13 protein-coding genes are annotated in these 26,419 nt (G+C 50.6%); 11 read left to right on the top strand and 2 right to left on the bottom strand.

Features of this window, described 5'->3' with window-relative positions; genetic code table 11:
- The first annotated feature begins 113 nt into the window (after positions 1-113).
- The 3 genes from LLH06_RS14905 (at position 114) to LLH06_RS14895 (ending at position 5,277) form a co-directional block, all read left to right on the top strand.
- Positions 114-1,199, top strand: coding sequence for an endo-1,4-beta-xylanase (locus LLH06_RS14905; RefSeq protein WP_228170091.1), 1,086 nt, complete (start codon positions 114-116; stop codon positions 1,197-1,199).
- Between the two features lie 23 nt (positions 1,200-1,222).
- The gene (locus LLH06_RS14900) at positions 1,223-4,096 is read left to right on the top strand and encodes a glycosyl hydrolase 115 family protein (RefSeq protein ID WP_228170090.1); all 2,874 of its coding nucleotides are present in this window, start codon (positions 1,223-1,225) and stop codon (positions 4,094-4,096) included.
- Positions 4,097-4,164: 68 nt separating this feature from the next.
- Entirely contained in the window at positions 4,165-5,277 is a 1,113-nt protein-coding gene (locus LLH06_RS14895; protein ID WP_394800287.1) for a glycoside hydrolase family 43 protein, read from the top strand.
- 74 nt (positions 5,278-5,351) lie between these two features.
- Here LLH06_RS14895 and LLH06_RS14890 read toward each other — a convergent pair whose 3' ends face one another.
- On the bottom strand, positions 5,352-7,982 hold the full coding sequence (locus LLH06_RS14890; protein WP_228170089.1) for a glycoside hydrolase family 3 C-terminal domain-containing protein: 2,631 nt from the start codon (positions 7,980-7,982) through the stop codon (positions 5,352-5,354).
- 431 nt (positions 7,983-8,413) lie between these two features.
- On the opposite strand from LLH06_RS14890, the gene LLH06_RS14885 reads away from it, so the two are divergent.
- Entirely contained in the window at positions 8,414-12,583 is a 4,170-nt protein-coding gene (locus LLH06_RS14885; RefSeq protein WP_228170088.1) for a hybrid sensor histidine kinase/response regulator transcription factor, read from the top strand.
- A gap of 75 nt (positions 12,584-12,658) precedes the next feature.
- Here LLH06_RS14885 and LLH06_RS14880 read toward each other — a convergent pair whose 3' ends face one another.
- Entirely contained in the window at positions 12,659-14,329 is a 1,671-nt protein-coding gene (locus LLH06_RS14880) for a glycoside hydrolase family 43 protein (RefSeq protein WP_228170087.1), read from the bottom strand.
- A 391-nt stretch (positions 14,330-14,720) separates the two neighbouring features.
- Between LLH06_RS14880 and LLH06_RS14875 the strand changes: the two genes are divergently transcribed.
- The 7 genes from LLH06_RS14875 (at position 14,721) to LLH06_RS14845 (ending at position 26,403) form a co-directional block, all read left to right on the top strand.
- Positions 14,721-16,334 (top strand): glycoside hydrolase family 43 protein, encoded by a 1,614-nt coding sequence (locus tag LLH06_RS14875; protein WP_228170086.1) that lies wholly within the window; start codon positions 14,721-14,723, stop codon positions 16,332-16,334.
- Positions 16,335-16,363: 29 nt separating this feature from the next.
- A complete protein-coding gene (locus LLH06_RS14870) occupies positions 16,364-17,716 on the top strand; it encodes a family 43 glycosylhydrolase (protein ID WP_228170085.1) in 1,353 nt (450 codons plus the stop codon).
- Positions 17,717-17,723: 7 nt separating this feature from the next.
- Positions 17,724-19,781 carry a sialate O-acetylesterase gene (locus LLH06_RS14865; RefSeq protein WP_228170084.1) on the top strand — a complete coding sequence of 686 codons (2,058 nt, stop codon included), beginning with the start codon at positions 17,724-17,726 and terminating at the stop codon, positions 19,779-19,781.
- 30 nt (positions 19,782-19,811) lie between these two features.
- Positions 19,812-20,849: a GDSL-type esterase/lipase family protein gene (locus LLH06_RS14860; RefSeq protein WP_228170083.1), complete on the top strand. Its 1,038-nt coding sequence runs from the start codon at positions 19,812-19,814 to the stop codon at positions 20,847-20,849.
- 145 nt (positions 20,850-20,994) lie between these two features.
- Positions 20,995-23,136, top strand: a complete 2,142-nt coding sequence (locus LLH06_RS14855) for an alpha-glucuronidase family glycosyl hydrolase (protein WP_228170082.1) — start codon at positions 20,995-20,997, stop codon at positions 23,134-23,136.
- Positions 23,137-23,169: 33 nt separating this feature from the next.
- On the top strand, positions 23,170-25,110 hold the full coding sequence (locus LLH06_RS14850; RefSeq protein WP_228170081.1) for a family 43 glycosylhydrolase: 1,941 nt from the start codon (positions 23,170-23,172) through the stop codon (positions 25,108-25,110).
- Between the two features lie 9 nt (positions 25,111-25,119).
- Positions 25,120-26,403 carry a glycosyl hydrolase family 8 gene (locus LLH06_RS14845; protein WP_228170080.1) on the top strand — a complete coding sequence of 428 codons (1,284 nt, stop codon included), beginning with the start codon at positions 25,120-25,122 and terminating at the stop codon, positions 26,401-26,403.
- The last annotated feature ends 16 nt before the right edge of the window (positions 26,404-26,419 follow it).

Below are 26,419 nucleotides of genomic sequence, written 5' to 3'. Positions count from 1 at the left end.
TCCCTTTTAAAAAAGTCGGCCTGTCGAAAGCTGGAGCCAGATAAGTCCGGTGGCAGTTATAACAGTGAGTTCGAACCAGAGGAAACATGATAAAACAATTATACCCGTCAACAATGAGTTGTTCAACCAAACTTTTGATATCCTGCCTGCTGGCGTTGTCAGCATCATTAGCACTTGGATCAAAAGCAATGGCACAGGACCGCAAAGGACTGAACAACGTTTACAAAAAATATTTCACCATAGGAGTGGCGGTAACGCCACGCGAACTGAAAAGCGAGGAGGCTGGTCTGATCACCAAAGAATTTGGCAGCGTAACCCCTGAGAACGCCATGAAGATGGGGCCGATACACCCCCAGCAGGATAGGTTCTACTGGACCGATGCTGACAGTATAGTGGCCTTTGCCCAGCGTAATAAAATGAAGGTGCGCGGCCATACACTGTGCTGGCATGCCCAAACGCCTCGCTGGTTGTTCGTTGATTCGGCTGGTAAGGATGTGAGCAAGGAGGTGCTGTTGAAGCGCCTGCATGATCACATTAACGAAGTAGTGACCAGATACAAAGGGAAGATATACGCGTGGGATGTGGTGAATGAGGCCATCGCTGATGATTCGACCTATTTAAGGCGCTCAAAGTGGTACCAGATATGCGGGGAGGATTTCATTGCCAAGGCATTCGAGTATGCCCACGAGGCCGACCCCAAAGCCATTCTGTTCTATAACGATTATAACACCGAGATACCGGCTAAACGGGAGAAGATCCTGAAGCTGCTAAAAAGCCTCATCGCCAAAAAAGTACCCATTAATGGCGTAGGTCTGCAGGCTCACTGGTCGGTATCAACGCCAAGCCGCGAGGAATTGGAGCGGTCTATTAAGGAGTTCTCTGCTCTGGGCCTACAGGTACAGTTCACTGAATTGGATATATCGGTGTATGCCGGTCGACAGGGCGGGCAATTGGTACAGGGGCAGCAGCCCACTGGCAGCTCCGCCTTCACACCTGAAATGGAACAGCAGCAGCTCGAAAAATATAAGATGGTGTTCGATGTATTCAGGCAGTATCGCAAAAAGATCACTGGTGTCACTTTCTGGAATGTGTCTGACCGCTACACTTGGCTTAACGGACGCGGACGCAAGAATTATCCGCTTCTATTCGATGCTGAGCTTCAGCCCAAAAAGGCCTATTGGGAAGTGGTCAAATTTTAAAGATCAGGCAAGAATATAACAGAATGAATTGGAAAAATAAACCCTTGTGGTCAGTGATATGCCTGATGTTGCTATCGGCAACGGCTTTAGCCACTGACACCGACAAGTGGGTGGTATTTGGTAAGGGCAAAGGATCATACACACTTGCCGGGAATAACAAGGGCATCAGGCTGATCACGAGTGCTGATGACTGGAAGGGCGTGACCAGGGCAGTGACCGATCTGCAGGCCGATATCAAGGCCGTTACCGGTGTGGTCCCATCAATAGGTGAGGGCGCTGCAGCAGGGACATCCAATACTATCATTGTAGGCACGATCGGTAGAAGTAAGCTGATCGATGAGCTGATCCGCAAGCAAAAGATCAACGTTAACGATGTTAAAGGGAAATGGGAGTCGTCACTTACCCAGGTAGTGATCGAACCTATGCCGGGCGTGCATCAGGCGTTGGTGATCGCCGGGAGCGATAAGCGTGGAACGATATACGGCATTTATACCCTTTCGGCCCAAATGGGTGTATCGCCATGGTATTGGTGGGCCGATGTGCCTATCGAACTTAACAAGGTGGTGAGTGTGACGCCTGGACGCCATGTGCTGGCATCACCTGCCGTAAAATACCGCGGCATCTTTTTGAATGACGAAGCTCCGGCGCTTACCGGCTGGGCCCGCAAGACCTTTGGCGGACTTAACCACAAATTCTACGAAAAGGTGTTCGAGTTGCTGCTGCGCCTTAAGGGTAACTATTTGTGGCCGGCCATGTGGGGTAATGCCTTTAACGATGACGATAAGCTTAACCCGGTTTTGGCCGATGAATATGGTATAGTGATGGGGACCTCGCACCACGAGCCTATGATGCGCAGCCAACAGGAATGGAAACGTTATGGAAAAGGGGAGTGGAACTACCAGACCAATGATTCGGTATTGCGCTCCTTTTGGCGTGACGGTATCCGTAACATGGGAACGCATGAAAGCATTGTGACCATGGCCATGCGCGGAGATGGCGATATGCCGATGAGTGAAGAAAGCAACATTGGCGTGCTGGAACGCATCGTTGCTGATCAGCGTAAGATCATTGCCGAAGTGACGCACGACAAACCAGAACATACACCACAGCTATGGGCGCTATACAAAGAGGTACAGGACTATTACGATAAAGGTATGCGGGTTCCTGATGACATCACGCTTTTGCTTTGCGATGACAACTGGGGAAACCTCCGAAAACTTCCTGCCGTTGGCGATAAGAAGCGTGCAGGTGGATATGGTATCTACTATCACTTCGACTATGTGGGCGGTCCGCGTAATTACAAGTGGCTTAATACTAATCCGATAGCGAAGGTTTGGGAGCAGATGCACCTGGCCTACGAGTACGGTGTGGATCAGATCTGGATCGTTAACGTGGGTGATCTGAAACCTATGGAATTTCCGATCGAATTCTTCCTCGACTATGCTTATGCGCCAAATAAATTAAATGCTGCGCTATTGCCTGCTTATACCCGTAAATGGGCCGAGGCGCAGTTCGGTCCTGCTCATGCGGCCCAGATAGCTGATATCATCACCACCTATTTAAAATTCAACGGTCGCAGGAAGCCTGAGCTCCTATCGCCTGATACTTACAGCCTGGTCAATTACCGCGAGTATGAGACCGCAGTGGCCGATTACAAAGAACTGTTGAAGAAGGCAGAGATCATTGAAGAGCAACTACCTGCCAACTACCGCGACGCTTACTTTGAGCTGGTGCTTCATCCGGTAATGGCCTGTTCTAACCTATACGAAATGTACCTGGCCGTGGCCAAGAATAGGTTATACGCCAAACAAGGTCGTTCCACTACCAATGAGTATGCCGACCAGGCACGCACATTCTTTAAAAATGATTCGCTGATCAGCTTTCGGTATAACAAAGTGAACGCCGGTGGCAAATGGGACCATATGATGGACCAGACCCACATCAGCTACCGCTCGTGGAATGAACCCAAAGTGGATGTGCTGCCTGACGTTAAGACCATCGACGTACCTCAAAAAGCCGCGCTTGGCGTAGCCATAGAAGGCGATGCCGAAGCGATGGACACTCAGAAGCAGAGCGCCAGCTTACCGGTATTTAATGCCATGAACAGGGAGCATTATATCGATGTGTTCAACAAAGGGAAGGCTAGCTTCGACGTGACCATCACCACCGGTAAACCGTGGTTACATGCCGGCATGACCACCGTGAAACTGACCACTGAACAGCGTGTATGGATCAAAGCAGAATGGGACAAAGTGACCGTAGGCGAAAATAAAGTACTGATCGAGATCAAAGGCGCTGGAAGCACTTATCAGGTCATGGCAATGATCAATAAGGCGCAAGTTGCTGTGGAGAGCCAGCCGAATTATCTGCCTCGCAATTCATATCTAGCGTTGGAGGCCGAACGATTTTCAACAGCTGTTCCGGCCAACGGGTGGACGGTGGTCCCGGATCTCGGTCGCACAAGATCTGGCGTGTTCTATAGCAACGTTACCGAGGCTCCAACCAAGATCACGGCCAGTTCGCCTCATCTGGAATACACCGTATTCGCCCAGGATACCGGCAAGGTGACCGTTAAGTACTACCTATCGCCCACGCTCGATATCCTCGACAAAGGCGGGTTGCGTTTCGCCGTGTCGATAGATAATGAGGAGCCTGAGATCATGAATATGCACGCCAAAGAAACGCCGGGCGAATGGAATCGGTTAGTGGCTAACAGCATACGGGAGATGGCTTCCGAGCATCACTTCGCCAAAGCAGGTAAGCATGTCCTTAAGTTTTGGCGGATCGATCCTGGCGTGGTGCTGCAAAAGATCGTGTTCGATACCGGTGGAGTTCAACGGAGCTATCTCGGTCCACCGCCTTACGCCAACACTACAAATACCAAAGCAAAAAGATAGACCATAAGCATAAGCCTAACTTGATCACCTATATCTGATCATCACCACACGACCAATTAAACAGACATATGATACCCAAATTAATTCGTAGCTATCATTACGCCAACTTTTTAGCCATTGCCAGTCTGCTGGCCTCATGCGGAGGCCCATCCACTTCGTCTAACGGAATGGCCAAGACCGCAGCCGACAGCACCAAAAAGGAATATCTATCGCAGCCGCTCATTACCTCCATTTACACGGCAGACCCCTCAGCTCATGTGTTCAATGGTAAAATATACATCTATCCATCGCATGATATAGAGGCAGGCAAACCTGAGAACGACAACGGTGACCACTTCGACATGCGCGATTACCACATCTTGTCGATGGATAGTGTGGGTGGCAAGGTGACCGACCATGGCGTAGCGCTTGATATCAAGAACATCCCATGGGCGGGTCGCCAGTTGTGGGCGCCTGATGCAGCATACAAGAACGGCACTTACTATTTATACTTCCCGGTTAAAGATAAGAGCGATGTGTTCAGGATAGGAGTGGCCACTTCCAAGGATCCGGCCGGTCCGTTCAAGGCCGAACCACAGCCTATTCCGGGTAGCTTCAGCATTGATCCGGCGGTATTTACCGATACCGATGGCAACAGCTACATGTATTTTGGTGGTATATGGGGCGGGCAACTCCAACGCTGGAAAGATGGTAAGTACGACGCCAACGGCTCCAAGACCGACCTGTTGCAGGACGATGCCCCGGCAGCTACTTGCAAAGTGGCCAAATTAAGTGGCGACATGCTCACCTTTGACGGGCCGGTAAAGGATGTGCTGATCACAGATAGCGCTGGCAAGCCATTGTTAGGCAAGGACCACGACCGCCGCTTTTTTGAAGGTTCATGGATGCACAAATACAATGGCAAATACTATTTTACCTATTCCACCGGCGATACGCATTACCTGGCCTACGCCATTGGCAATAGCCCGATGGGGCCTTTCACTTACGCAGGCACTTTCATGAAGCCGGTCGAAGGATGGACCACTCACCATTCCATCATTGAGGATAAGGGCAAATGGTATATCTTCTACCACGATACTCAACTGTCAGGAAAGACCCATTTAAGAAATGTTAAGGTGACCGAGCTTAAGCATAACGCCGATGGCACCATAGCCCTGATCGATCCGTTCAAAAAGGCATAGTAGACAGTATTCGGACGATATTGTCTTATGATTGATAATGAAGCCTGACCGTCACTGGTCAGGCTTCTTCGTTTTTATCTCAGCATGATCGATCGGCTGATCGTGGTCTTGTTACTCGCCGATAGTCTGTCGGGTTGTTGCCCGCCGGCACTAATGCTTAATGCCCCCGGCATGTATCTTAACTCACCGTCCTGGTCAACTACCATCAGGTCTTCGGCCTTGATCACAAAGGTTAGCTGTTTAGTAGTTCCGTGAGTGATGAAGTTCCGCGTGAATCCTTTAAGAGCCCTGATCGGCAGTAGCGTTCTCAGTTTTTGATGGGTGATGTAGAGCTGGCTTACTTCTTCGCCATCCAACTGGCCGGTGTTCTTCACTTTTACGCGCACGGTCACATTTTTGCCTTTAATAACGCTTGCAGGTACTTGCAGGTCGCTGTAAGCGAATGTCGTATAGCTCAATCCATGACCGAATGCATATAATGGCTTACCCGTAAAGTAACGGTAAGTGCGGTTCTTCATGGTATAATCCTCGAAAGGAGGGAGGTCATTATCGCTCCGGTAAAAGGTGACCGGTAAGCGCCCGGCAGGGTTATAGTCGCCAAAAAGTACATCGGCTAACGCGGTTCCTGCTGCCTGGCCACCGTACCAGGCGTTAACGATGGCTGGTATATGTTCGGCCTCCCAAGGGATCGCAATGGCGCTGCCGGTCATCATTGCAAAAACAACGGGCTTACCGGTGGCTTGCAACGCTTTAAGCAGGTCGGTTTGCACCTTTGGCAGGTCGATAGTCGTACGATCACCGCCGTTGAAACCTTTTTGGTTCACGCGCATCTCTTCACCTTCTAACTGTGGTGATATACCGCCTACATAAATAATGGCATCGGCATCACTCACGCTTTTGGCAATAGCATCAATATCTGCCTTAACCGCAACCCCCGATCTAAAGCTGAACGTGGCTCGTCCCTCGGTTTGCCTATATTCGATCACAACCTTGTAATTGCGGCCTTTTTTGGTCTTGAGGATGTAGGTCTTTGGGCCGAAACCGTCCGGCTCACCGCTTAACTGGCGTTCCTCATCGTCAATGATCAGTTTGTAAGGCTTGTTGCCGGTCAATTCAAAGGTGATATCTTCATTACTGCTGGCCTCATAATTGGTGGTCCACCGTGCCGAAAAGTTCTTTTGGCTTACCTGGCCGGTAATAAATGTACCATCGCGCCAGATGTAATTCAGGTCATGCTCCTGGCGAGTCACGGCAGGTTCGCCACTCAGGGTGTTGTTTTGCCAGTACTCGGCCTTGAACCCTTTTTGGCCGTCCACCTTGCCTAACTCACCCATGTTGATGTTACGGGTATAGCTCTCGCTGGTATAGCTGATGGCCTGATCATACCTGACCTCTGTACCCTTACCTAACTTAGCGGCAATGGCCTGATAGGGCGTAGTGATCATTGATGGGGTGCCATTGTAATTACCCAAAACGCTAATCGGGTTATCAGCATTTGGACCGATCACAGCGATCTTCTTTAGCTTTTTGCTTAGGGGAAGCAAGTGGTTTTGGTTCTTTAACAACACGATCGACTGGCGTGCCATCTTCAAGGCGTGCGCCTGATGTTCGGGCGTTTCCAGCATGGAGGCGTTGATCTTGGCGTACTTATCTTTTTCAGGAGGATCGAACATGCCCAGTCGGAAGCGGATAGTGAACAAGCGGCGTAACGAAACGTCCAGTTGCTGCTCGGTGATCTTGCCATGTTGCACAGCACCCAGTAGTGAGCGGTAGGTCACGTTGCCGCACTCGATGTCAGTCCCATGAAGCACCGCGTCGGCAGCGGCATCCTCGGCGCTGGCGTGCGTTTTATGTTTCTGATAAAAGTCATCGATGCCGCCACAGTCTGACGTGAGGTAGCCGGTAAAATGCCATTGCTTACGCAAAATGTTGTTCAGTAACAGGTCGCTGCCACAGCAAGGTTGGCCCTTAAAGGCATTGTAGGCACACATCACCCCGGCCACTTTACTGTCAACGATCAGCTTACGAAAGGCAGGCAAATAGGTATCCCATAGGTCATGGTCGGTAGCTTCGGCATCAAATTCATGCCTGGAAGGCTCGGGCCCGCTGTGCACGGCATAATGTTTGGCACAGGCTGCGGCCTTTAAATAAACAGGGTCATTGCCTTGCAAACCGTTCACGAACGAGGCGCCGATGTTGGCCGTCAGGTAGGGATCTTCTCCGTAGGTCTCCTGTCCACGGCCCCAGCGCGGATCCCGGAAAATGTTGATGTTGGGTGTCCAATAGGTAAGCCCCAGGTAAATGCCACGATGGCCTGCTTTTACGCTTTCGTTGTAAACCGCCCTTCCTTCATCGGCCGTGAACTCAGCCATGCGATGCATGCTATTGGTGTCGAAGGTGGCAGCCATCCCGATCGCTTGCGGGTAAACGGTCACTTTGAAAGGTGTCCGGGCCACGCCGTGCAGGCTTTCGTTCCACCAGTTGTAGGCTGGGATCCCCAGCCGTTCCACCGCAGGGGCGGCGTTGAGCATTTGCCCTACTTTTTCTTCGAGGGTCAATCGTGACACCAGATCGTTAACACGCTGTTCGATACTAAGCGACGGGTCTTGAAATCGGAAAGCGAATGGTGGCTTAGGCTTAAAGCTTAGGCAAATGCCAAGGCCCATTAGCAACAGTAGAGGGAGAAATATAATAGGTCTTTTCATGGTCAGGTTAGAGCGGTTCAATAAGCGATAAGGTTCAGGAGTGATCTTGTAAAGCTAATACTTCGCAACAGCTAATGTGGCAAATTAATGTGTATGATGATGAAATAAATGTGCTTGTATCAAGGTCTGCACAAGCACATCTGTTCTCTTTGCTTACAATGTTATATCGATGGCAAGTGGTTGATATATAATTAGATGTGTATTTTATCGGTGCTTAAGCGCTAACTTCTTTAAACTTAAGTTGCACTAAATTTGACATATTTTCCATTGTTGATGCACCGCCCACATTATATTTGCTTAACCAGTGACCATACCTGTTCTTCAACAGCGAATTTTCGTGATATGACCATCAAGGCTGATGTTCCGTCCTTAACGTGGATGCATCATTGGCGATGACCGTTGTCAATGTTACGGGTATGGACAATACCTATATGCTCAAAAGAACCCGCTATTACCTCTTTATATGGCTTTGCCTGCAGCTTTGCATAGGCCGGTCCTACGCGCAAAACCGTGACATCCACTTTACGGTCCTGAGCTCGAAGGACGGACTACCGTCTAACACCGTGAATGCTATATTAAAGGACCGTTATGGTTTACTTTGGTTCGCTACCGAAGATGGTTTGGCTAAATTCAACGGTCTTACCTTTAACGTTTACCGCCATGCGGTCAACGACCCCACCAGTATTTCCGGCAACGAAGTTTCGAGTTTGCATGAGGACAAGGCCGGACGGCTATGGGTGGGTACGAGTGGAGGTTTTTTATTGTATGACCGCCGACGCGACCGCTTTGTACGCTACAAGGAAGACCAAAAAGGCAACGGCCTTTCGAGCGTTAACATCAAGAGCATCTGCAGCGACCGCAAAGGCAAGATATGGATCGCTACGTTGGGCGGCCTCAACATACTCGATCCCGAAACTGATCAGGTGACCAAATTGGCCACCGACCGGCGTGTGCCATGGGAGATAAGCCGTGGCGAAGTACTGTCAGTATACTGTGATAGCCACGGCATGATGTGGATCGGTACCAAGAACGGGTTGTTCACTTACACGGCAGGCAATGGACATTTTGGTGCCTTTAAGCATCGTAATGATGATCCGCAAAGTATATGTGGCGATATGGTGAAGACCATTACCGAAGACAGCGCCGGTACCATGTGGTTCGGTACGGGTAGTGGCCTGAGCAGCTTTGATGCGGTCAAGCGAACTTTTCATAACATCACCGAGAGCAGCACTAACGAGCATGTGAGCAGCAACACTATCTATACGCTTAACGTGGGCCGGTCGCAAGATCTGTGGATCGGGACCGAGAACGGGTTGGACATACTGGACATCCGGTCGGGTAAAATATCACACCATTACCCTGTAGGGCGTGATGTGTCTACCATCTCCGGTCGTTCGGTGCGGAGCGTGCTCAACGATCGCGATGGCATTACCTGGGTAGGTACCTTTGAGGCGGGAGTGAATAAGTACGACCGCAACCTTACTTATTTTGGCCTGAAGAAAAGTAATCCGTACGATGTTCATGGACTGAGTGCGCCATTCGTTACCGCATTGGCACCAGCTCGAAATGGGAACATCTATGTGGGGACCGATGGCGGAGGGCTCAGTATCTATCATCCTGAGACAGGTCTGTTCGATCACGTCACGCTCAATGGACAGGGTGCTGCATCATCGGAAATGAAGATCCTGGCGCTCGAAGCAAGCCGTAACGGAACCTTGTGGATAGGTACCTATCAAAAAGGCCTGTTCAGTTTGAACCCAGCTAGCGGACAAGTGAAGCACTACCTCAAAGGTACGGCTGAAAACACGTTGAACAACAACGACATCTTTTGCCTTAAGGAGGATCGGGCTGGCCGCCTATGGATCGGTACCAACGGCGGTGGCGTCAACATCCTTGACCAAGCCACCGGCTCGATCGTTAGGTATGGCCCACCTGCCGAAGGCCAGGGCATGCAATACCTGCCATTGAACGGTTATATACGCTCACTGACCGAGGATAATAAAGGCCGCATGTGGATCGGATCTTATGGCACCGGTATAGCTATTTATGACCCTGCAAAAAAGAATTTCGAATTGCTGGGCGGTTCGGTATATGCTTTACCCAGCAACAAAATGAACAGCTTTTGGCAAGATGCCAGCGGAGCCATGTGGGTCGGTACGGGTGGCGATGGGCTGATGCCCATCAGTGAGGACCTGACCAAGATAGACCTGATCCGCTATAAAATGGGCCTGGCCGATGGAGTGATCCACAAGGTGCTGGGTGATAAGAGCGGCCGTATTTGGATGAGTACCAATAGAGGGGTGAGCTGGCTTGATCCCACCAAAGGCCGCGTGGTCAACTATAGTTATCATAACGGATTGCAGAATAGCTCGTTCAAGAATGGCTCAGGCATGATCAGCAATGACGGCACTTTATACTTTGGTGGAGGAGAGGGGTTGAACTTCATCGATCCCCGTACCATCAAATTCAACCGCCGCTCGGCCGAGATCATCTTCACTGAGTTCCGTATCGGTAATCGGGTGATCAGCGGTAAGGATTCTACCATCCTTGATGCCGATATAGCAGTGGCCAAGGGTGCAACGTTGGCCTATAAACAGAACTTTTCGATCAGTTTTGTGGCGCTGAACTTTACCAGCCCCCGCCAAAATAGCTATCACTACCGCCTGAAAGGTTTCGATCGTGACTGGATCAGCGCCGGTAACAAGACCACGGCCTATTACACCAACCTGAGTCCGGGTAAATACATCTTCGAGGTGAAGGCTACCAATAACGATGGTATCGTGAGCCAGCATACTGCGTCTATCGAGATCAACATCGAGCCACCGTTCTGGATGACCATTTGGGCCTACCTGCTATATCTTGCCTTGGCAGGTTCGGCATTGTTGCTGCTGCGTTACCGTGGTATCCGCAAACTGAGGCGCGAATTCCTGCACGAGCAAAGTAAAATGGAGGCCGAGCGACTGCATGAGTTGGACAAGCTGAAGATCAAGTTTCTGACCAACTTGAGCCATGACCTGCGCACGCCTATATCATTGATCATGGGGCCGGTGGAGAAATTGTTGCACCGGTCGCAGTTGGAAGGCGATTCGGTAGTACAATTGCGGTTGGTGAAACGTAACGCGAGGCGATTACTTAATCTAGTGAACCAGTTGCTCGATTTCAGAAAGATAGAAGAGCGCGAACTGAAACTGAACCTTACTACCGGCGATGTGATCGGCTTTATCAAGGAGGTTTGTGAGTCGTTCCAGGACCTGTCAGAGAAAAAACAGATCGCTTTTGTGGTCACCACCGCTATCGACAGGCTGAATATTCCGTTCGATGCTGATAAGTTGGAGCGTATACTGTTTAACTTGCTGTCTAACGCGTTCAAATTTAGCTCGGAAGGTGGCAAGGTAATGCTCGTAGCTTATCTGAAGAATGCCCTGCAAGATGACGGCGAGAACGCGCTGATCCTGGAAATATCCGACACCGGCATAGGCATCGACCAGAACAGCCAAGCCTACATTTTCGAGCGCTTTTACCAAAGCAGAGGTACCGATTCGATAGCTGATCAGGGCAGTGGTATAGGACTTTCGATCGTAAGGGAGTTCGTGCAATTGCATGGCGGCCAGATCACTGTGGACAGTGTGCAGGGCGAAGGAACCAAGTTCAAGATCGAGCTGCCTTTTGTGGCCAATGACCGAACGTTACTGGCAGAACCCGACCGCGATGCGACCGCCACAGAAGGAGAGGACCAGACGGTCATAATAGACGATACTATCGCGCATCATGAGCGCCCTGCCGAACAAACAGCGGCCACCGGCGAACACCTGCCATTGATACTCATCGTGGAGGATAATGAGGATTTCCGCTTTTTTTTAAGAGATAACTTAAAGCCTTACTACAAGATCATTGAGGCGGCTAACGGCAAGGAGGGTTGGCAAAAGGCGCTGGCCTCGCATCCAGAGCTTATCGTGAGCGATATCACCATGCCATTTATGGATGGATTGGAGCTTAGCCAAAAGCTCAAGGCCGATAAACGGACCAGCCACATCCCGATCATTCTATTGACCGCATCAAGTGGTGAAGAGAAGCAATTAAAAGGCTTAGCATCAGGTGCTAATGATTATTTGAACAAGCCGTTCAGCCTCGAGATATTGAATATCCGTATCAAGAACTTACTAAGCTTTAACCGGACCCTGAAGCAAACCTATGCCAAGCAGGTGAAACTGGCTACTAATGAGCCACAGGTGGAATCTGCGAATGAGAAGTTCTTACGGTCGGTGGTGAAATATATTGAGGATAACCTGACCAATACCCAGCTTTCTGTAGAGGACCTTAGTAGGCATATTGGTATGAGCAGGGGGTCGCTGTACAATAAGCTATTGGAGATAACCGGACTTTCACCAGTCGAATTCATTCGGTCGATCAAGCTGGAAAAAGCAGCCATGCTGTTGGAGAACAGTGACCTGAACATCGCGCAGATCGCCTACACGGTGGGCTTTGCGACACCTAACTATTTCGCCAAATCGTTCAAGGCCAAGTACGAGATACTGCCTTCCGAGTACCTTAATCAAAAACGAAAACCTGCCCGCTCAAGGTCGGGCCAGGCCTCAAATTGACAATAAAAAAAGCGGGATATCTCAGCTATTTGTATGATATATCCCGCTTTTTCTTGGGATTTATAGTTATTTACATCATTTGTAAACGCTGTCGTTACCCGAGTAGGTAAATGATCTGAATATGGCCTTATTATTCGAGGCCTCGCCTGATGAGGTGCCATAAAGCGCGAACAAACTGCCTATGAAACCGCCGGCCACTTGCGTGCTCAGGAACTTTCCATCCACATTGCCGTCCAGCATCTTCCAAGGCTGACCGCCTTCCGAATATTCGAAACTATAGCGGGCGCCGTCGGCCTTGATGCGCAGGTTCAGTTCGGCGTTAGGGGTGGTCAATGTACGTTCGGTCATGAGTTCCATGGTCTCGCCTTTTTGCGGTGAGCGGTACAGCTGAACTACGGCTTTGCCTGTGCTGTCTTTAGAACGGCAGGCAAAGTAAAAATGATGTTCGTCCTGGAAGGCCAACAGACCGGCCTTTTCGTTAGGCTTGGCAGGGTTGAAGCGTACGGTTGTGGTGGCCTCGCAGCGCATGTGCTGCTGTCTTTTGCCTATGAATGATGGATGACCTTTGCCCATGCAGGTCTCCGGTCTGATCTTCATGACCAATCCGTCGGCTTTATTGAAGGTGAGCCATCCGGGCTCGTAAGTACGCAGGAATAAGCATGACCCATCGATGCCGTTCTCGAACCGGGTGCGGTAGCTGAAGTTACCGTTCAATGGGGGCAGGCCTTTAACCGTAGTGGTTTTGTAGGGTAGCTCAAAGGTGTAGGGTATCTCCGGCCCGCCAAGATCAACTACCGGCCATTCGTTCTTCCAGGTCACCGGGGCTAAAAAGGTCTCGCGGCCGGTGTTGTAATAGTTGCCCTCATAAGGCCTTACCGCCAGGAACACGGCATAAGTGCGGCCATCAGGACCGGTCACAAATTCGGCATGGCCCGCAGAGGTGATAGGATCTTTACGGTCGGCAGGCAGGTCGCGCTGGGTCAATATCGGGTTGTGCTCATAAGGTACGTACGGGCCATTGACCGCTTTGCTTCTGAAAACTACCTCAGAGTGATTGACAGATGTGCCGCCTTCGGCCGCATACAGGTAATACCAATCACCCACTTTCATAACGTGCGGTCCTTCGATCCAAACCGGCTTTTTCGACAGGTCCACACCGCCGTTCACCAGTACCTGATTGTCGCCGATCAGTTTGCCTGTCAACGGGTCTATCTCATGCATGCGTATGGTGCGGTGGCCGCTGTACAAGGGCTTATTGTCAGGTGCATCACCGTTGTAAATGATGTAGGCCTTGTCGCCATCAAAAAACAATGACGGATCTATACCTCGTACCTGCGGCAGCCATATCGGGTCGCTCCATGGTCCGGCCGGATCCTTGGAGCTCATCAGGAAATTGCCCTTTTGATCGATCTGGGTACAGGTGATGTAATAGGTGCCGTTATGGTAGTTGATCGCAGGTGCGAACAGGCCACGGGTCACGCGGTCGCCCATAAAGTTCATTTGGGTAGGGCGGTCGATCACATTACTGATCTGCTTCCAATTCTTGAGGTCTTGGCTGTGAAATACCGGTATGCCTGGGAAATAAGCGAACGAGGAGTTGACCAGGTAGTAATCCTTATTCACTTTAACTATACTGGGGTCGGGGTAAAAGCCAGCCAGTATGGGATTGTTGACCTTGGTCTGGGCTTGTGTGGTCAACTGTGCCGAGCCGGTAATAAGCAGTGCAATGAGTAGTTTTTTAAGCATAGTGTATAATTGGTTTTTGCTAGCGCGGAGATGGCCCATTCATCTTAATGATCGGCCGTACCACTGCAATTTAAAAGTAGCTACCTTGAACAAGGTCAGTAGGCTCAAATGTGCAAAGGAGTAACAGTTATGTTCATCCGGGAACGTTCGTTTTGTTATAGCTCAATTGTTGAGCACCTCAAACAGCCATTTCAAGTGCGTAAAAACATATGAGTGAACATTCTGCCATGTATATTAAACAAATGTGATATACATTACTGCTGATCATGGTGATATTTATGGCCAACAAAGCGGTGCGATGCATTGCTAACCAATGATGAACCATTGCTGACCTGTCAGGCAAAATTGCCCTGCGGGTCAGCCAACCACTTAACTACCTCTGGTAAGCTACATGCTCAGATCAATATTTCAAAAACTGCGGTCGTTCCATCTTATGGTATTCGCCCTGATGATAACGGCCACTGGAAATGTGATGGCACAACAGGCCACCAACCCGATCATTTATGCCGATGTGCCCGATCTGTCCATGATCAGGGTAGGGAAGGTATATTATATGAGCAGCACCACCATGCACATGAGCCCTGGTGTGCCGATCATGCGGTCGACCGATCTGGTCAACTGGACCTTGGTAAGCTATGCGTATGACACGCTCGACGATACCGATGAGTTGAATTTAAAGAACGGCAAAAGTAACTATGGCCGCGGCTCATGGGCCAGCAGCTTACGTTATCACAAAGGGAAATATTACGTCAGTACCTTTTCGGGCACCACAGGCAAAACGTACATTTACAGCACCAGCAATATTGAAAAAGGCCCCTGGAAGGCGGTCTCGTTCAAGCCATCATTGCATGATCATTCTTTGTTTTTTGATGATGACGGCAAAGCTTACATGATCTATGGCAGTGGCCGTATCATGCTGGCCCAACTCAATGCCGACCTGACCGGCATAGCGCCTAACACTACGCCGCAAGTGATCATTGAGAATGCCAGTGCGGTGGCAGGCACTGACGGTTTGCCGGCCGAAGGTTCGCAAATGTTCAAGGTGAACGGCAAGTACTACCTGTTCAACATCAGTTGGCCTAAAGGAAACATGCGTACGGTGATCATTCATAAGGCCGATAAACTGACCGGGCCTTACGAGGGCCGGGTGGCTTTGCAGGATAAGGGCGTTGCACAGGGCGGATTGATCAGCACACCTCAAGGCAAGTGGTTCGCTTACCTGTTCAGGGATAATGGTGCCGTAGGCCGTGTCCCGTATTGGGTGCCCGTGAACTGGCAGGATGGCTGGCCGGTTTTGGGCGAGAATGGTAAAGTGCCTATGCAGCTCGCCCTGCCTCCAAGTAAACGGCTTATCCCTCACATTGTAGCCTCAGATGATTTTTCGCGTAAAAAAGGTGACAGGCCCTTGCCATTGGTTTGGCAGTGGAACCATAACCCTGACCCGGCGCTTTGGTCACTTACCGCACGCTCCGGTCACTTGCGTCTTACCACAGGCCGTATCGATACTTCCATCTTGTTAGCCCGCAATACCCTAACACAACGTATCGTTGGCCCGGTATGCGTGGCCACTACGGTGGTCGATGTATCGCACCTTAAAGATGGGGACCACGCCGGGCTGATGCTGCTTCAGCAGCGATATGGCTGGATCGGCGTCAGGATGTCTGGTGGTAAAAAATATATCGTGATGGTGAACGCGCAAAGCGGTAAGGCCGAAGAGGTGGCCGCTGTACCGCTCGACCGGGACAAGGTCTATCTAAAGGCCTCATGTGATGTTAGGGACCGTACAGACAAGGGTTACTTCGCTTACAGCCTCGACGGGAGGTCGTGGACAGCACTTGGCTCCGCCGTGCAAATGGCCTATACCATCCCGCATTTTATGGGTTATCGATTTGGCTTGTTCAACTATGCCACATCAGTACCCGGTGGCTATGCCGATTTCGATGAGTTCAAGATCAGTGACAGGCTGAATGAAGCCAAAGATCTGATACCAGCGAAAAGACCTTAGATCCATCGTATCAATACATCTATCTAAAAATGTCCAAATATCTATTAACTGCACTCGCCGCCTTAAGCGCTTTGATCTTATTACCGACCGTGATAGCGGCCCAGAACCCCCTGATTACCGATCAGTACACGGCGGATCCCTCGGCACGTGTGTTCAACGGGCGTGTGTATATATATCCATCGCATGATATCAAGGCGCAGCCAGGTAAAGGCAGGCCTGGTTGGTTCTGTATGGAAGACTATCACGTTTTCTCATCGGCTGATATGACCCAGTGGACCGACCATGGCGTTATCCTCAACCAAACGCAGGTGCCTTGGGCCGATCCGGCCGGTTATGCCATGTGGGCACCTGATTGTGTAGCCCGCAACGGTAAATATTATTTCTATTTCCCAGCTACTGTTAAAGGTGATGGTCCCCGCAAAGGTTTCGGCATAGGTGTGGCGGTTGCCGATCAGCCTTACGGCCCTTTTAAACCGCAGGCCGAAGCGATCAAAGGCGTGCATGGCATCGACCCTAACGTGTTCATCGACAAAGATGGACAGGCTTACCTGTACTGGTCGCAAGGCAATATCTATGGTGCCAAGTTGAAGGAGAATATGCTCGAATTGGACTCAGAGCCAAAAATATTAAGTGCATTACCTGAAAAGGGCCTCAAAGAAGGACCTTATTTGTTCGAACGTAAGGGTGTCTATTACATGACCTACCCACATGTCGAGAACAAGATCGAGCGGTTAGAGTATGCCACAGCTACTGATCCGCTGGGGCCGTTCACCATCAAGGGCGTTATCATGGACGAATCGCCTAACGGATGCTGGACCGTGCATCATTCCATCATCTTGCTCAAAGATCAATGGTACCTGTTCTACCACGACAAGGACCTGTCGCCCAACTTTGATAAGAACCGTTCGATCAGAGCCGATAGCCTGTTCTTCAACGCCGATGGCACGATCCGCAAGGTGACGCCAACGCTTCGCGGAGTAGGTATCACGCAAGCTAGTGCCCACATACAGCTCGATCGCTACAGCGCCATAAGCCCGCAGGGTACCAACGTACAGTTCATTGATACCGCCGACCGTTTTAAAGGTTGGAAGGTAGCATTTGATCAAAAAGGCGCGTGGGTGCGATACAACAAGGTCGACCTGTCAAAGACTCCATCCTCGGCCAAGCTGACCATTAACGCGATCGCAGCTGATGGTGCTGTCATTAGCATTTATGCCGATAAGCCTATTGGGCAACCCATAGCTCGGGTAAAATTGAGCGGAAGCAGTAATTGGAAGGTGAGAGAGCATGCCCTCACCAAAAAATTGAAAGGCGTGCATGATCTGTTCGTTATGTCAGATACCGGCACCCCGGTGCAGATAGATTGGATAAGTTTTAAATAAGGTACAAGTGAGTTGGAAAGAAAATAAGCTGATGATCCTGAACAAAGATCATAACACAAGAGAAGATAGGATAAGCAATAACCTCCGCAGAACTTGCCAGAAAATGGTGACCTGCCTGGTAGGTGTATTAGGCTTGACCACAGGGCAGGCTTTTGCAAACATCCGCCTGCCGCAATTGGTAAGCAACGGCATGATCCTGCAACGCGATGCCAAGATCCGGATCTGGGGTTGGGCCGATGCAAGTGAAAAGGTGAGCATCACGTTCAACAAAAAGAAGGTGACGGCCAAGGCCGATGCTCAGGGTAATTGGAGTACCGAGTTACCGGCCATGCGTGCCGGCGGCCCGTACACCATGCAGCTTGACGGTAAGGACCATATCACGCTATCCGATATCATGGTGGGTGATGTTTGGTTCTTCTCGGGGCAATCGAACATGACCATTTTAATGGAGCGGGTCAAGGAAGTTTATCCGCAGGATATAGCCACGGCTAACTATCCTGATATCCGCAACTTTTTTGTGCCCACGATGGCCGATGTACGCAAGGTACACCAGGACCTGCCACCCGGCAAATGGGTGAAAGCAGATCCGCAAACCATACTCGACTTTGGTGCCGTAGCCTTCTTTATGTCACGCGCGCTGTACCAAAAATATCATGTGCCTATCGGCATCATCAACTCCAGCGTTGGTGGTACACCTATACAAGCGTGGATCAGTGCCGATGCCATCAGCAAGGTAAGCGAGTATGGCAAACGGGTAGCGCAGTTTAACGACAGCACTTTCTTCGAGGGTTTTAAACGACCTGCGCTGCCGGCAAACGCGCCCGCAGTTGCGGCAAAAAGCTTGGATGCTGGCATGGCCGAAAAGGTGAAGTGGTTCGACCCTGCTTATAAGCCTTACAACTGGCATAAATTCTGGCTGCCCGGCTACTGGGCCGACCAGGGTGTGAAGGGCCTTAATGGTATCGTTTGGTTCCGAAAGGAGATCGATGTTCCTGTTTCTATGGCTGGCAAACCCGCTAAGCTGTTCATGGGGCGCATCATTGATGCCGACGAGACCTACGTGAACGGGCAAAAGGTAGGAAACATCACTTACCAGTATCCACCAAGGCGTTACAATGTACCGGCCGGCCTGCTTAAGGCAGGCAAAAATTTGATCGTGGTGCGGCTCACCAGCACTGCTGGTAAAGGTGGCTTTGTGCCCGATAAGCGCTACGAGCTTACTGACGGGCGAACCACCATAGACCTGCGCGGGGACTGGTGGTACAAAGTAGGACAGGTGTTTGACGACCGCCGCATGGGCCGTGGCGCACCACCCATGATGATGCTCAATGCCCAGAATGAGCCTACTGGCTTGTACAATGCCATGATCGCTCCGGCTACACCTTACACCATTAAAGGCATGGTGTGGTATCAGGGCGAATCGAACGTGGGCTCGCGCGATTATGCGAGCTTGTTGAAGACACTGATCACCAATTGGCGCAGCAAATGGGGGCAAGGTGATCTGCCATTACTGGTGGTGCAACTGCCTAACTTTGGCGATGTGCAATATACCCCGGCCGAAAGTGGCTGGGCCGAGATACGGGAGGCACAACGTGATGCCCTGGCATTGCCCAATACCGCTTTGGCCGTCACTATAGATGCCGGCGAATGGAATGACATCCACCCGCTACGCAAAAAGATCGTCGGAGACCGCCTGGCCCTCGCCGCGCAAAAGCTGGCCTATGGCGACCGTTCTGTAGTATACTCAGGACCGACCTTACATTCAACGGAGATCAAAGGCCGGCAGATCGAATTGACCTTTGATAACATCGGCAGTGGGCTTACCACCATCGGCGATACCGTCGTGACAGGTTTTGCCATAGCTGGCGAGGATAAACGCTTCGTTTGGGCGGATGCCAAGATAGTAGGCAACAAGGTGGTCGTAAGCAACGCTGAGGTTGTTCAACCCAAATATGTTCGTTATGCCTGGGCCGATAACCCCGAGAATGCCGACCTGTACAATAAAGAAGGTCTACCAGCATCGCCGTTCCGTACCGACAGGCCGGTAATAGCAAGTGGTCAATAACTCATCGTCGATATTGAAACAATGCTCGTCATGAAACGCATTCTATTTTTATTGGTTACCTTATTAGTCACGTTTAGTGCCTTCGCACAGGAGATCGTCCGCTTTAATGATGATCGTTTAAGCTACAATGGCCGCATGCTACCCGATGCCGACCATGTACGGTTGGAGTGGCCCGGAACGTCGGTCAGGTTCGGTTTTGAAGGCTCGGGCCTGAGCGTTGATCTGAAAGACGATCATGGTGCCGACCGTTACAACGTGATCATTGATGGGCGCGTTACCAGCATCCTGACACCTGATAGCGTCCGCCGTGAATATGAGCTGGCCAAAGGACTGAGTAAAGGCAAACACACGATCGAGCTATTCAAGCGCACCGAGGGCGGCGTAGGAGGGACGTCGTTATACCAATTCAAATTGAATAAAGGCGCAAAGCTTTCCAAATTGCCCGAGCGGAAACGTCATATCGAATTTTATGGCAACTCGATCACCTGTGGTATGGCCATTGGCGATACCTTGACCACCGGAGTGGATGAGAATAACTATCTGGCTTATGGTTCGGTCACCGCAAGGGCATTTAATGCCGACCTGAGCTGTATCGCCAAAAGCGGCATCGGCCTCATGGTAAGTTGGTTCCCCGAGATCATGCCCGAGATGTATGATCGAGTTTATGGCACCCAACCCGGCAGCAAGTGGGACTTTTCGCGCTATGTGCCGCAAGTAGTGGTGGTCGACCTTGGTCAGAACGATTCATGGATCGTGAATCAGCCGCAGAATGTGCAATTTAAAGCCCGTTTTGGTGAACAGGCTCCATCAGCAGCGGTCATTGTGCAGGCCTACATCGCTTTTTTCAAAGAGTTAAGGGAGAAATATCCTGATGCGCATATCATTTGCACATTAGGCTCGATGGATGCCACTACAGCAGGTTCGCCATGGCCTGGTTATTTGGAGACCGCAGTAAAAGATATGAACGATGCCAAATGCTATTCGCTGATCTTTCCGTATGATCCGCCTCTAACAAAAAGGATCAACATCCCGGCATCAAAGAACATCAACGGATGGCTGACCGTCTGATCACGTTCATCCGGTCAAAGGTAAATTGGTAACTGAAGTGGTGCACAAAATTGATATGACCAATATTTTGCAATCGATTGTGAATTATCGCTGGATGTTCCTAAATTACACCATTCCTAAAATTATGAACCGCATTCCTGTTTTAATGATCACAGCGCTTCTGGTGCTGGTCGCCTTTGGCTCGTCGGCCCAAAGTGGTTATGACCTGTGGCTTAATTATCGCCCTATGGAGGCGTCTGTCCGCGCTACCCAATTCAAGGCCATGATGAGTCATGTATATTTTGCAGGTTCATCGCCACAACTTCAGGCTGCGCGCGAGGAGTTGACCCGCGCAGCAAAAGGTATGCTCAAAACAGCTATCGTCAACACACCAGCTGATCAGGCTCAACTCATCATCGGCAATATCGACCAGATCGCCAAGCGCGGCGATATTTTAAAACTGTCCAAAGCCGAACGGCCTACAGGCGATGGGTTCATTATCCGGTCGGTGACCAATAAAGGACGCAAAGCGGTGGTGGTCACCGGTGGTACGGACCTTGGCGTACTTTACGGTGTGTTCGCCTTCCTCCGCCATGTACAGACCAATAAGGATCTTACCAACTTGCAGATCACCGAGCACCCTAAGATGATGCATCGCATACTGGATCATTGGGATAACCCGAACCGCAGCGTGGAAAGGGGATATGCCGGGTTCTCGATATGGAACTGGCACAAACTGCCCGGCTATACTGACCCGCGTTACACCGACTATGCCAGGGCCAACGCCTCGGTAGGCATCAATGGTTCGGTGCTCAATAACGTTAATGCCAATGTGATCATGCTTACACCGGCCTACCTGGCAAAGGCTAAAGCACTGGCCGATGTGTTCAGACCTTATGGCATCAAAGTGTACTTATCGATCAAGTTCAGTAGCCCGATCGAACTGGGCAAACTCAGCACGGCCGACCCACTTGACCCGCAGGTGAGGAAATGGTGGAAGGATAAGGTTGACGAGATATATAGTGTCATCCCGGATTTTGGAGGATTTTTAGTAAAGGCCAATTCAGAAGGTCAGCCTGGCCCACAAAGTTACGGGCGCACTCACGCAGATGGTGCCAATATGTTGGGCGAGGCCTTGGCACCGCATCATGGTATCGTGATGTGGCGCGCTTTTGTGTATGATAACAACGTACCCGACGACCGCGCCAAACAAGCCTACAGCGAATTCAAACCACTTGATGGAAAGTTCAATGATAATGTGATCGTACAAGTGAAGAACGGCGCGATCGATTTTCAACCGCGTGAGCCGTTCCATCCATTGTTTGGGGCCATGGCAAAGACACCCCTCATGCTTGAGGTGCAACTTACGCAAGAATACCTCGGGTTTTCTACACATCTGGTCTATGAGGCTCCATTGTTCAAGGAATGCCTCGACGCCGATACTTATGCAAAAGGAAAAGGTGCCACGGTTGCCAAAGTATTGGAGGGTACTTATCAGCCCGGCAAGCTGACCGGCATGGCAGGTGTGGCGAACATCGGAACCGACCTTAATTGGTGCGGACATCCTTTTGCCCAGGCCAACTGGTACAGCTTTGGCAGGCTGGCATGGGATCCAGGCGCAAGTGCCGAAGCCATAGCTGACGACTGGCTGCGCATGACCTTCACCAACGATAAGCGCTTCATTGACCCGATAAAGGATCATATGATGCGCTCACGCGAAAATACCGTGAACTACATGACGCCGCTTGGGTTACACCATATCATGAGCGCCGACGGTCATTACGGCCCCGGTCCATGGACCGATAAGATGCCCCGTGCCGACTGGACCGCCGTGTACTACCATAAGGCCGATAGCCTGGGCATAGGCTTTGATCGTACTGCCACTGGCAGTAACGCCGTGGCTCAGTATTTCCCCGAGGTAAGGGACCATTTCGCTGACCTGTCCACCTGTCCCGATATTTATCTGTTGTGGTTCCATCACCTGAGCTGGAACTACAAGATGCGTTCAGGCAAAACCCTATGGGATGAATTGGTTGACCACTACTATAAAGGTGCGGCCGCCGTTCAGGGTATGCAAAAGGTGTGGAATGGCATGCGACCATATGTTGACGCCACCCGCTACAACGAGGTCAAACAGCTCATGGCCGTGCAGTATGACGAGGCCATCCGTTGGCGCAACTCCTGTGTGCTGTACTTCCAAACGTTTTCGAAAAAACCGATAGGCGATCAATATTCAAAGCCTGAACACGATCTGCAATATTATCGCTCATTGCATTATTATAACGTTCCGGGGTTAGGCACTAATTAATTACTGAATACGGATCACTCTCCTATTGACCATATGAACAAACATCTCCGCAGTGCGGCACTACTAATATTGTCAGCCATCAACGCTGGGCAAGTGAATGCCCAGGATCAGCCCAAGCCCGATGCGTCTTTTTATCGAACGGTAAAGACCTACGTGAACCCAGTATTGCCTGGTGACCATCCAGATCCTACACTCTTGAAGGTGGGCGATGATTTTTATCATTGCGGCTCCACCTTTCACTTTAATCCTTACCTACCCATTTATCATTCTAAGGACCTGGTGCATTGGAAGGTGATCAGCAGGGTGTTGACCGCGGCTGATGCCAAATGGGTGAATGACCGTCCGTCTACAGGGATATGGCAGGGAGCCATCACTTACTTTTATGGCTCGTACTGGATATATTTTTCGGCGGGCGGGCAATGGTTCTGCAAGGCCAGCTCGCCTAAGGGGCCCTGGTCAAAACCGGTGGAGGTAAAGACCAATAGAGAGACCGGTCCATTAGGCTATGACAATTCCATTTTTGTGGATGACGATGGCAAACCCTACATGGTGATCAAGAATGGGCAAAAGGTGAACCGCTTACAGGCTTTGGGCCGTGATGGTCAGCTGACCGACAAGGTGATCAATTTAGATTGGATCAACGCCAAATTACAATACAGCTGGGCCGAGGGACCGGTGATGTGTAAGCGCAACGGCTATTACTACTATTTCCCTGCGGGCGATGTTTCGGGCGGGCAATACGTGCTTCGCGCATCGGCCTTAACCAGCGACTCTACCAAGTGGGAGCGGTTGGGTAATTTCTTCAAGCCGATCTCCGATGCCAAGGTGGGATTCCGCAGACCTAACCATATCGCGGCACCCATCCAACTTAAAGATGGTACTTGGTGGACCATCGGGCAGAGCTATGAACGTTACGACGGTGATGATTGGTCGGGTACCGGCAGGCAAACCGGTTTGTACCCGGTGATGTGGGAAGACGACCGACCATGGGGTATGGCACCTACCACACAACCGATCGTTAAGCCTCAACTTCCGCAAGGCGGCATTAGTTGGCGAAGCGTAACGTCAGACCGATTTGACAATGAGGTGCTTGGGTTGGATTGGCACTTTTTGACCAAAAGAGCGTCGGGCAACTATTCGCTCACTGCACGCAAGGGCTGGGTGAGGCTAACACCTGATAGCGGGAGCACGCACCTGATGCAAAAGGAAACAGACCACTGGTATACGGCCGTGACCAAGGTTGACCTTGATGCCTCGGCACCTGATCAGCAGGCGGGCATCTACCTGACCAATGGCGATCAGAAAGTGAACGTCAAGCTTTTTACCGGGTTTGATAACGGTAAAAAGATCATCTTTAAAATGGACACCGCTGTGCGTACGACCAATGCACCTGCGGGTAGCACGGTATGGCTCAAAGTGGAGCGTAACCTGCACATGCTGACAGGCTATTTTAGTATCAACGGCCAAAACTGGACGTCGCTCGGTGCGCCTATCGATGCACGCCCACTCGACAAGGTTCAGCCCAACTATAACAGCTGGGTAGGCACCAGCTTAGGGCTTTTTGCCCAAGGCAAGCCCGCCGATTTTGACCTCTTTATTTGCAAGGATGGCTACTCACCTATAAATGCCGCGGGTTACAGCAACTACTTTGGGGTTGACCGCGATGCAGCAGGAGTGACCACGACCACCGATAACGGTGGATGGTTCATGATTTCGGGCGTTGACCTGGGCACTACGTCGCCATCGGCTATCTCGCTCACTGCTGCGGGCAAAGGAAAGTTAGAAGTTTGGGTAGATGACCTGCAAACCGGGAAACTTATCGCTCAGGCTTCTATAAATGGGTCCTCGGGTGGCAACAAAAAAGTGATCAGCAAACTACTAAAAAAAGTTACCGGCCAGCATGATGTTTTCGTTCGTTTCTTGCCTGAAACAGCAAAAAGTTTAATGGCGAAAGAGTTCAGCTTTACTCGATAAACGATGAATATGGATATTGTAAAAAAACTGGTCAGGGTAGCTATATCGGCGCTATGCACGATCGCATTGCCAATTGTAGGAATATGCCAGAAGAAGGCTGCACCGACCGAACATCGACCGGCCGCGATATCGGGCAAGTACCGCAACCTATTCCGCGAGATGGGATACAGCCAGAAGGAGATCGATCAAAAAGTAGCGAAGGCTTATCACGATGTATTCGAAGGGCCCAACAAGGTCTATTTTGAGGTGGGCGATACGATGGCCTATGTGTCGGACGTCAAAAATCATGACGCTCGTACTGAGGGGCTCTCATACGGGATGATGATCGCCGTGCAACTAAACAAGAAGGATGTGTTCGATCGGATATGGCGCTGGTCAAAAAAGTATCTCCAACATCAGGATGGCCCAAGAGCGGGCTATTTTGCCTGGAGCATCGACCCTAAAACACTGAAACGAAACTCAGAAGGTTCTGCGTCTGATGGCGAACTTTATTATGTAACAAGCTTGCTTTTTGCCTCCAATCGCTGGGGCAACAACACCGGTATCGACTACTATGCTGAAGCCCGTAAGATACTGGACGCCATGTGGAAAAAGGACGGCACCGGCAATGTATTCAACCTGATCAATACCGACCACAAGCAGATCACCTTTGTGCCTGAGGGCAATGGTCACCTATGGACCAACCCTTCCTATCACTTACCTGCTTTTTACGAGGTTTGGGCAAAGTATGCACGCGATGGTCACGAGCAATTCTACCGTGACTGTGCCGATACCTCAAGAGCTTTTTTGCACCGGGCATGCGACCCGGTCACCGCCCTCAATGCCGATTATGCAGAGTTCAGCGGCAAACCACACTCTACGCCATGGATGCCCGCCGCTTTTCGGTACGACTCATGGCGGGTGCCCATGAACATCGCTATTGATCATGAATGGTTCGGAAAGGACCGCCAATGGCAAAGTGACTATGCAAAGAGGTTCCAGGGATTTTTACGCAGTAAAGGAATGGACACCTATGAGGACCAATTCGAGCTGGATGGCTCAAGGCCAACGTTCATCTTACAGTCTGGCAGCGTTAAAAAGCTGCGTCATTCGCTGGGGTTAGTATCTACCGCGGCAACCGCTTCTTTAATGAATATCGAACCTCAAAGTGCCGACTTTGTAAAGGCCTTGTGGAACGCTAAGCTGGAACCTTACAGCGACGGATACTTTGACCCTTATTATGATGGCTTGCTGTATCTGTTCAGCCTGATGCATTTGAGCGGTAAATACCAACTTATTGAACCAAAACATTGATCACGAATCTAAATTT

Source organism: Mucilaginibacter daejeonensis, assembly GCF_020783335.1.
GTDB classification, from domain to species: Bacteria; Bacteroidota; Bacteroidia; order Sphingobacteriales; family Sphingobacteriaceae; genus Mucilaginibacter; species Mucilaginibacter daejeonensis.
Note: the sequence above shows the minus strand (reverse complement) of the source record. Positions and strands in the feature narration are given on the sequence as shown.

Excerpts from the sequence above, each read along its gene's own strand:
- LLH06_RS14905 (WP_228170091.1), top strand. The coding sequence starts at position 114 with ATGAGTTGTTCAACCAAACTTTTGATATCCTGCCTGCTGGCGTTGTCA.
- LLH06_RS14900 (WP_228170090.1), top strand. The coding sequence starts at position 1,223 with ATGAATTGGAAAAATAAACCCTTGTGGTCAGTGATATGCCTGATGTTG.
- LLH06_RS14895 (WP_394800287.1), top strand. The coding sequence starts at position 4,165 with ATGATACCCAAATTAATTCGTAGCTATCATTACGCCAACTTTTTAGCC.
- LLH06_RS14890 (WP_228170089.1), bottom strand. The coding sequence starts at position 7,982 with ATGAAAAGACCTATTATATTTCTCCCTCTACTGTTGCTAATGGGCCTT.
- LLH06_RS14885 (WP_228170088.1), top strand. The coding sequence starts at position 8,414 with ATGCTCAAAAGAACCCGCTATTACCTCTTTATATGGCTTTGCCTGCAG.
- LLH06_RS14880 (WP_228170087.1), bottom strand. The coding sequence starts at position 14,329 with ATGCTTAAAAAACTACTCATTGCACTGCTTATTACCGGCTCGGCACAG.
- LLH06_RS14875 (WP_228170086.1), top strand. The coding sequence starts at position 14,721 with ATGCTCAGATCAATATTTCAAAAACTGCGGTCGTTCCATCTTATGGTA.
- LLH06_RS14870 (WP_228170085.1), top strand. The coding sequence starts at position 16,364 with ATGTCCAAATATCTATTAACTGCACTCGCCGCCTTAAGCGCTTTGATC.
- LLH06_RS14860 (WP_228170083.1), top strand. The coding sequence starts at position 19,812 with ATGAAACGCATTCTATTTTTATTGGTTACCTTATTAGTCACGTTTAGT.
- LLH06_RS14855 (WP_228170082.1), top strand. The coding sequence starts at position 20,995 with ATGATCACAGCGCTTCTGGTGCTGGTCGCCTTTGGCTCGTCGGCCCAA.
- LLH06_RS14850 (WP_228170081.1), top strand. The coding sequence starts at position 23,170 with ATGAACAAACATCTCCGCAGTGCGGCACTACTAATATTGTCAGCCATC.
- LLH06_RS14845 (WP_228170080.1), top strand. The coding sequence starts at position 25,120 with ATGGATATTGTAAAAAAACTGGTCAGGGTAGCTATATCGGCGCTATGC.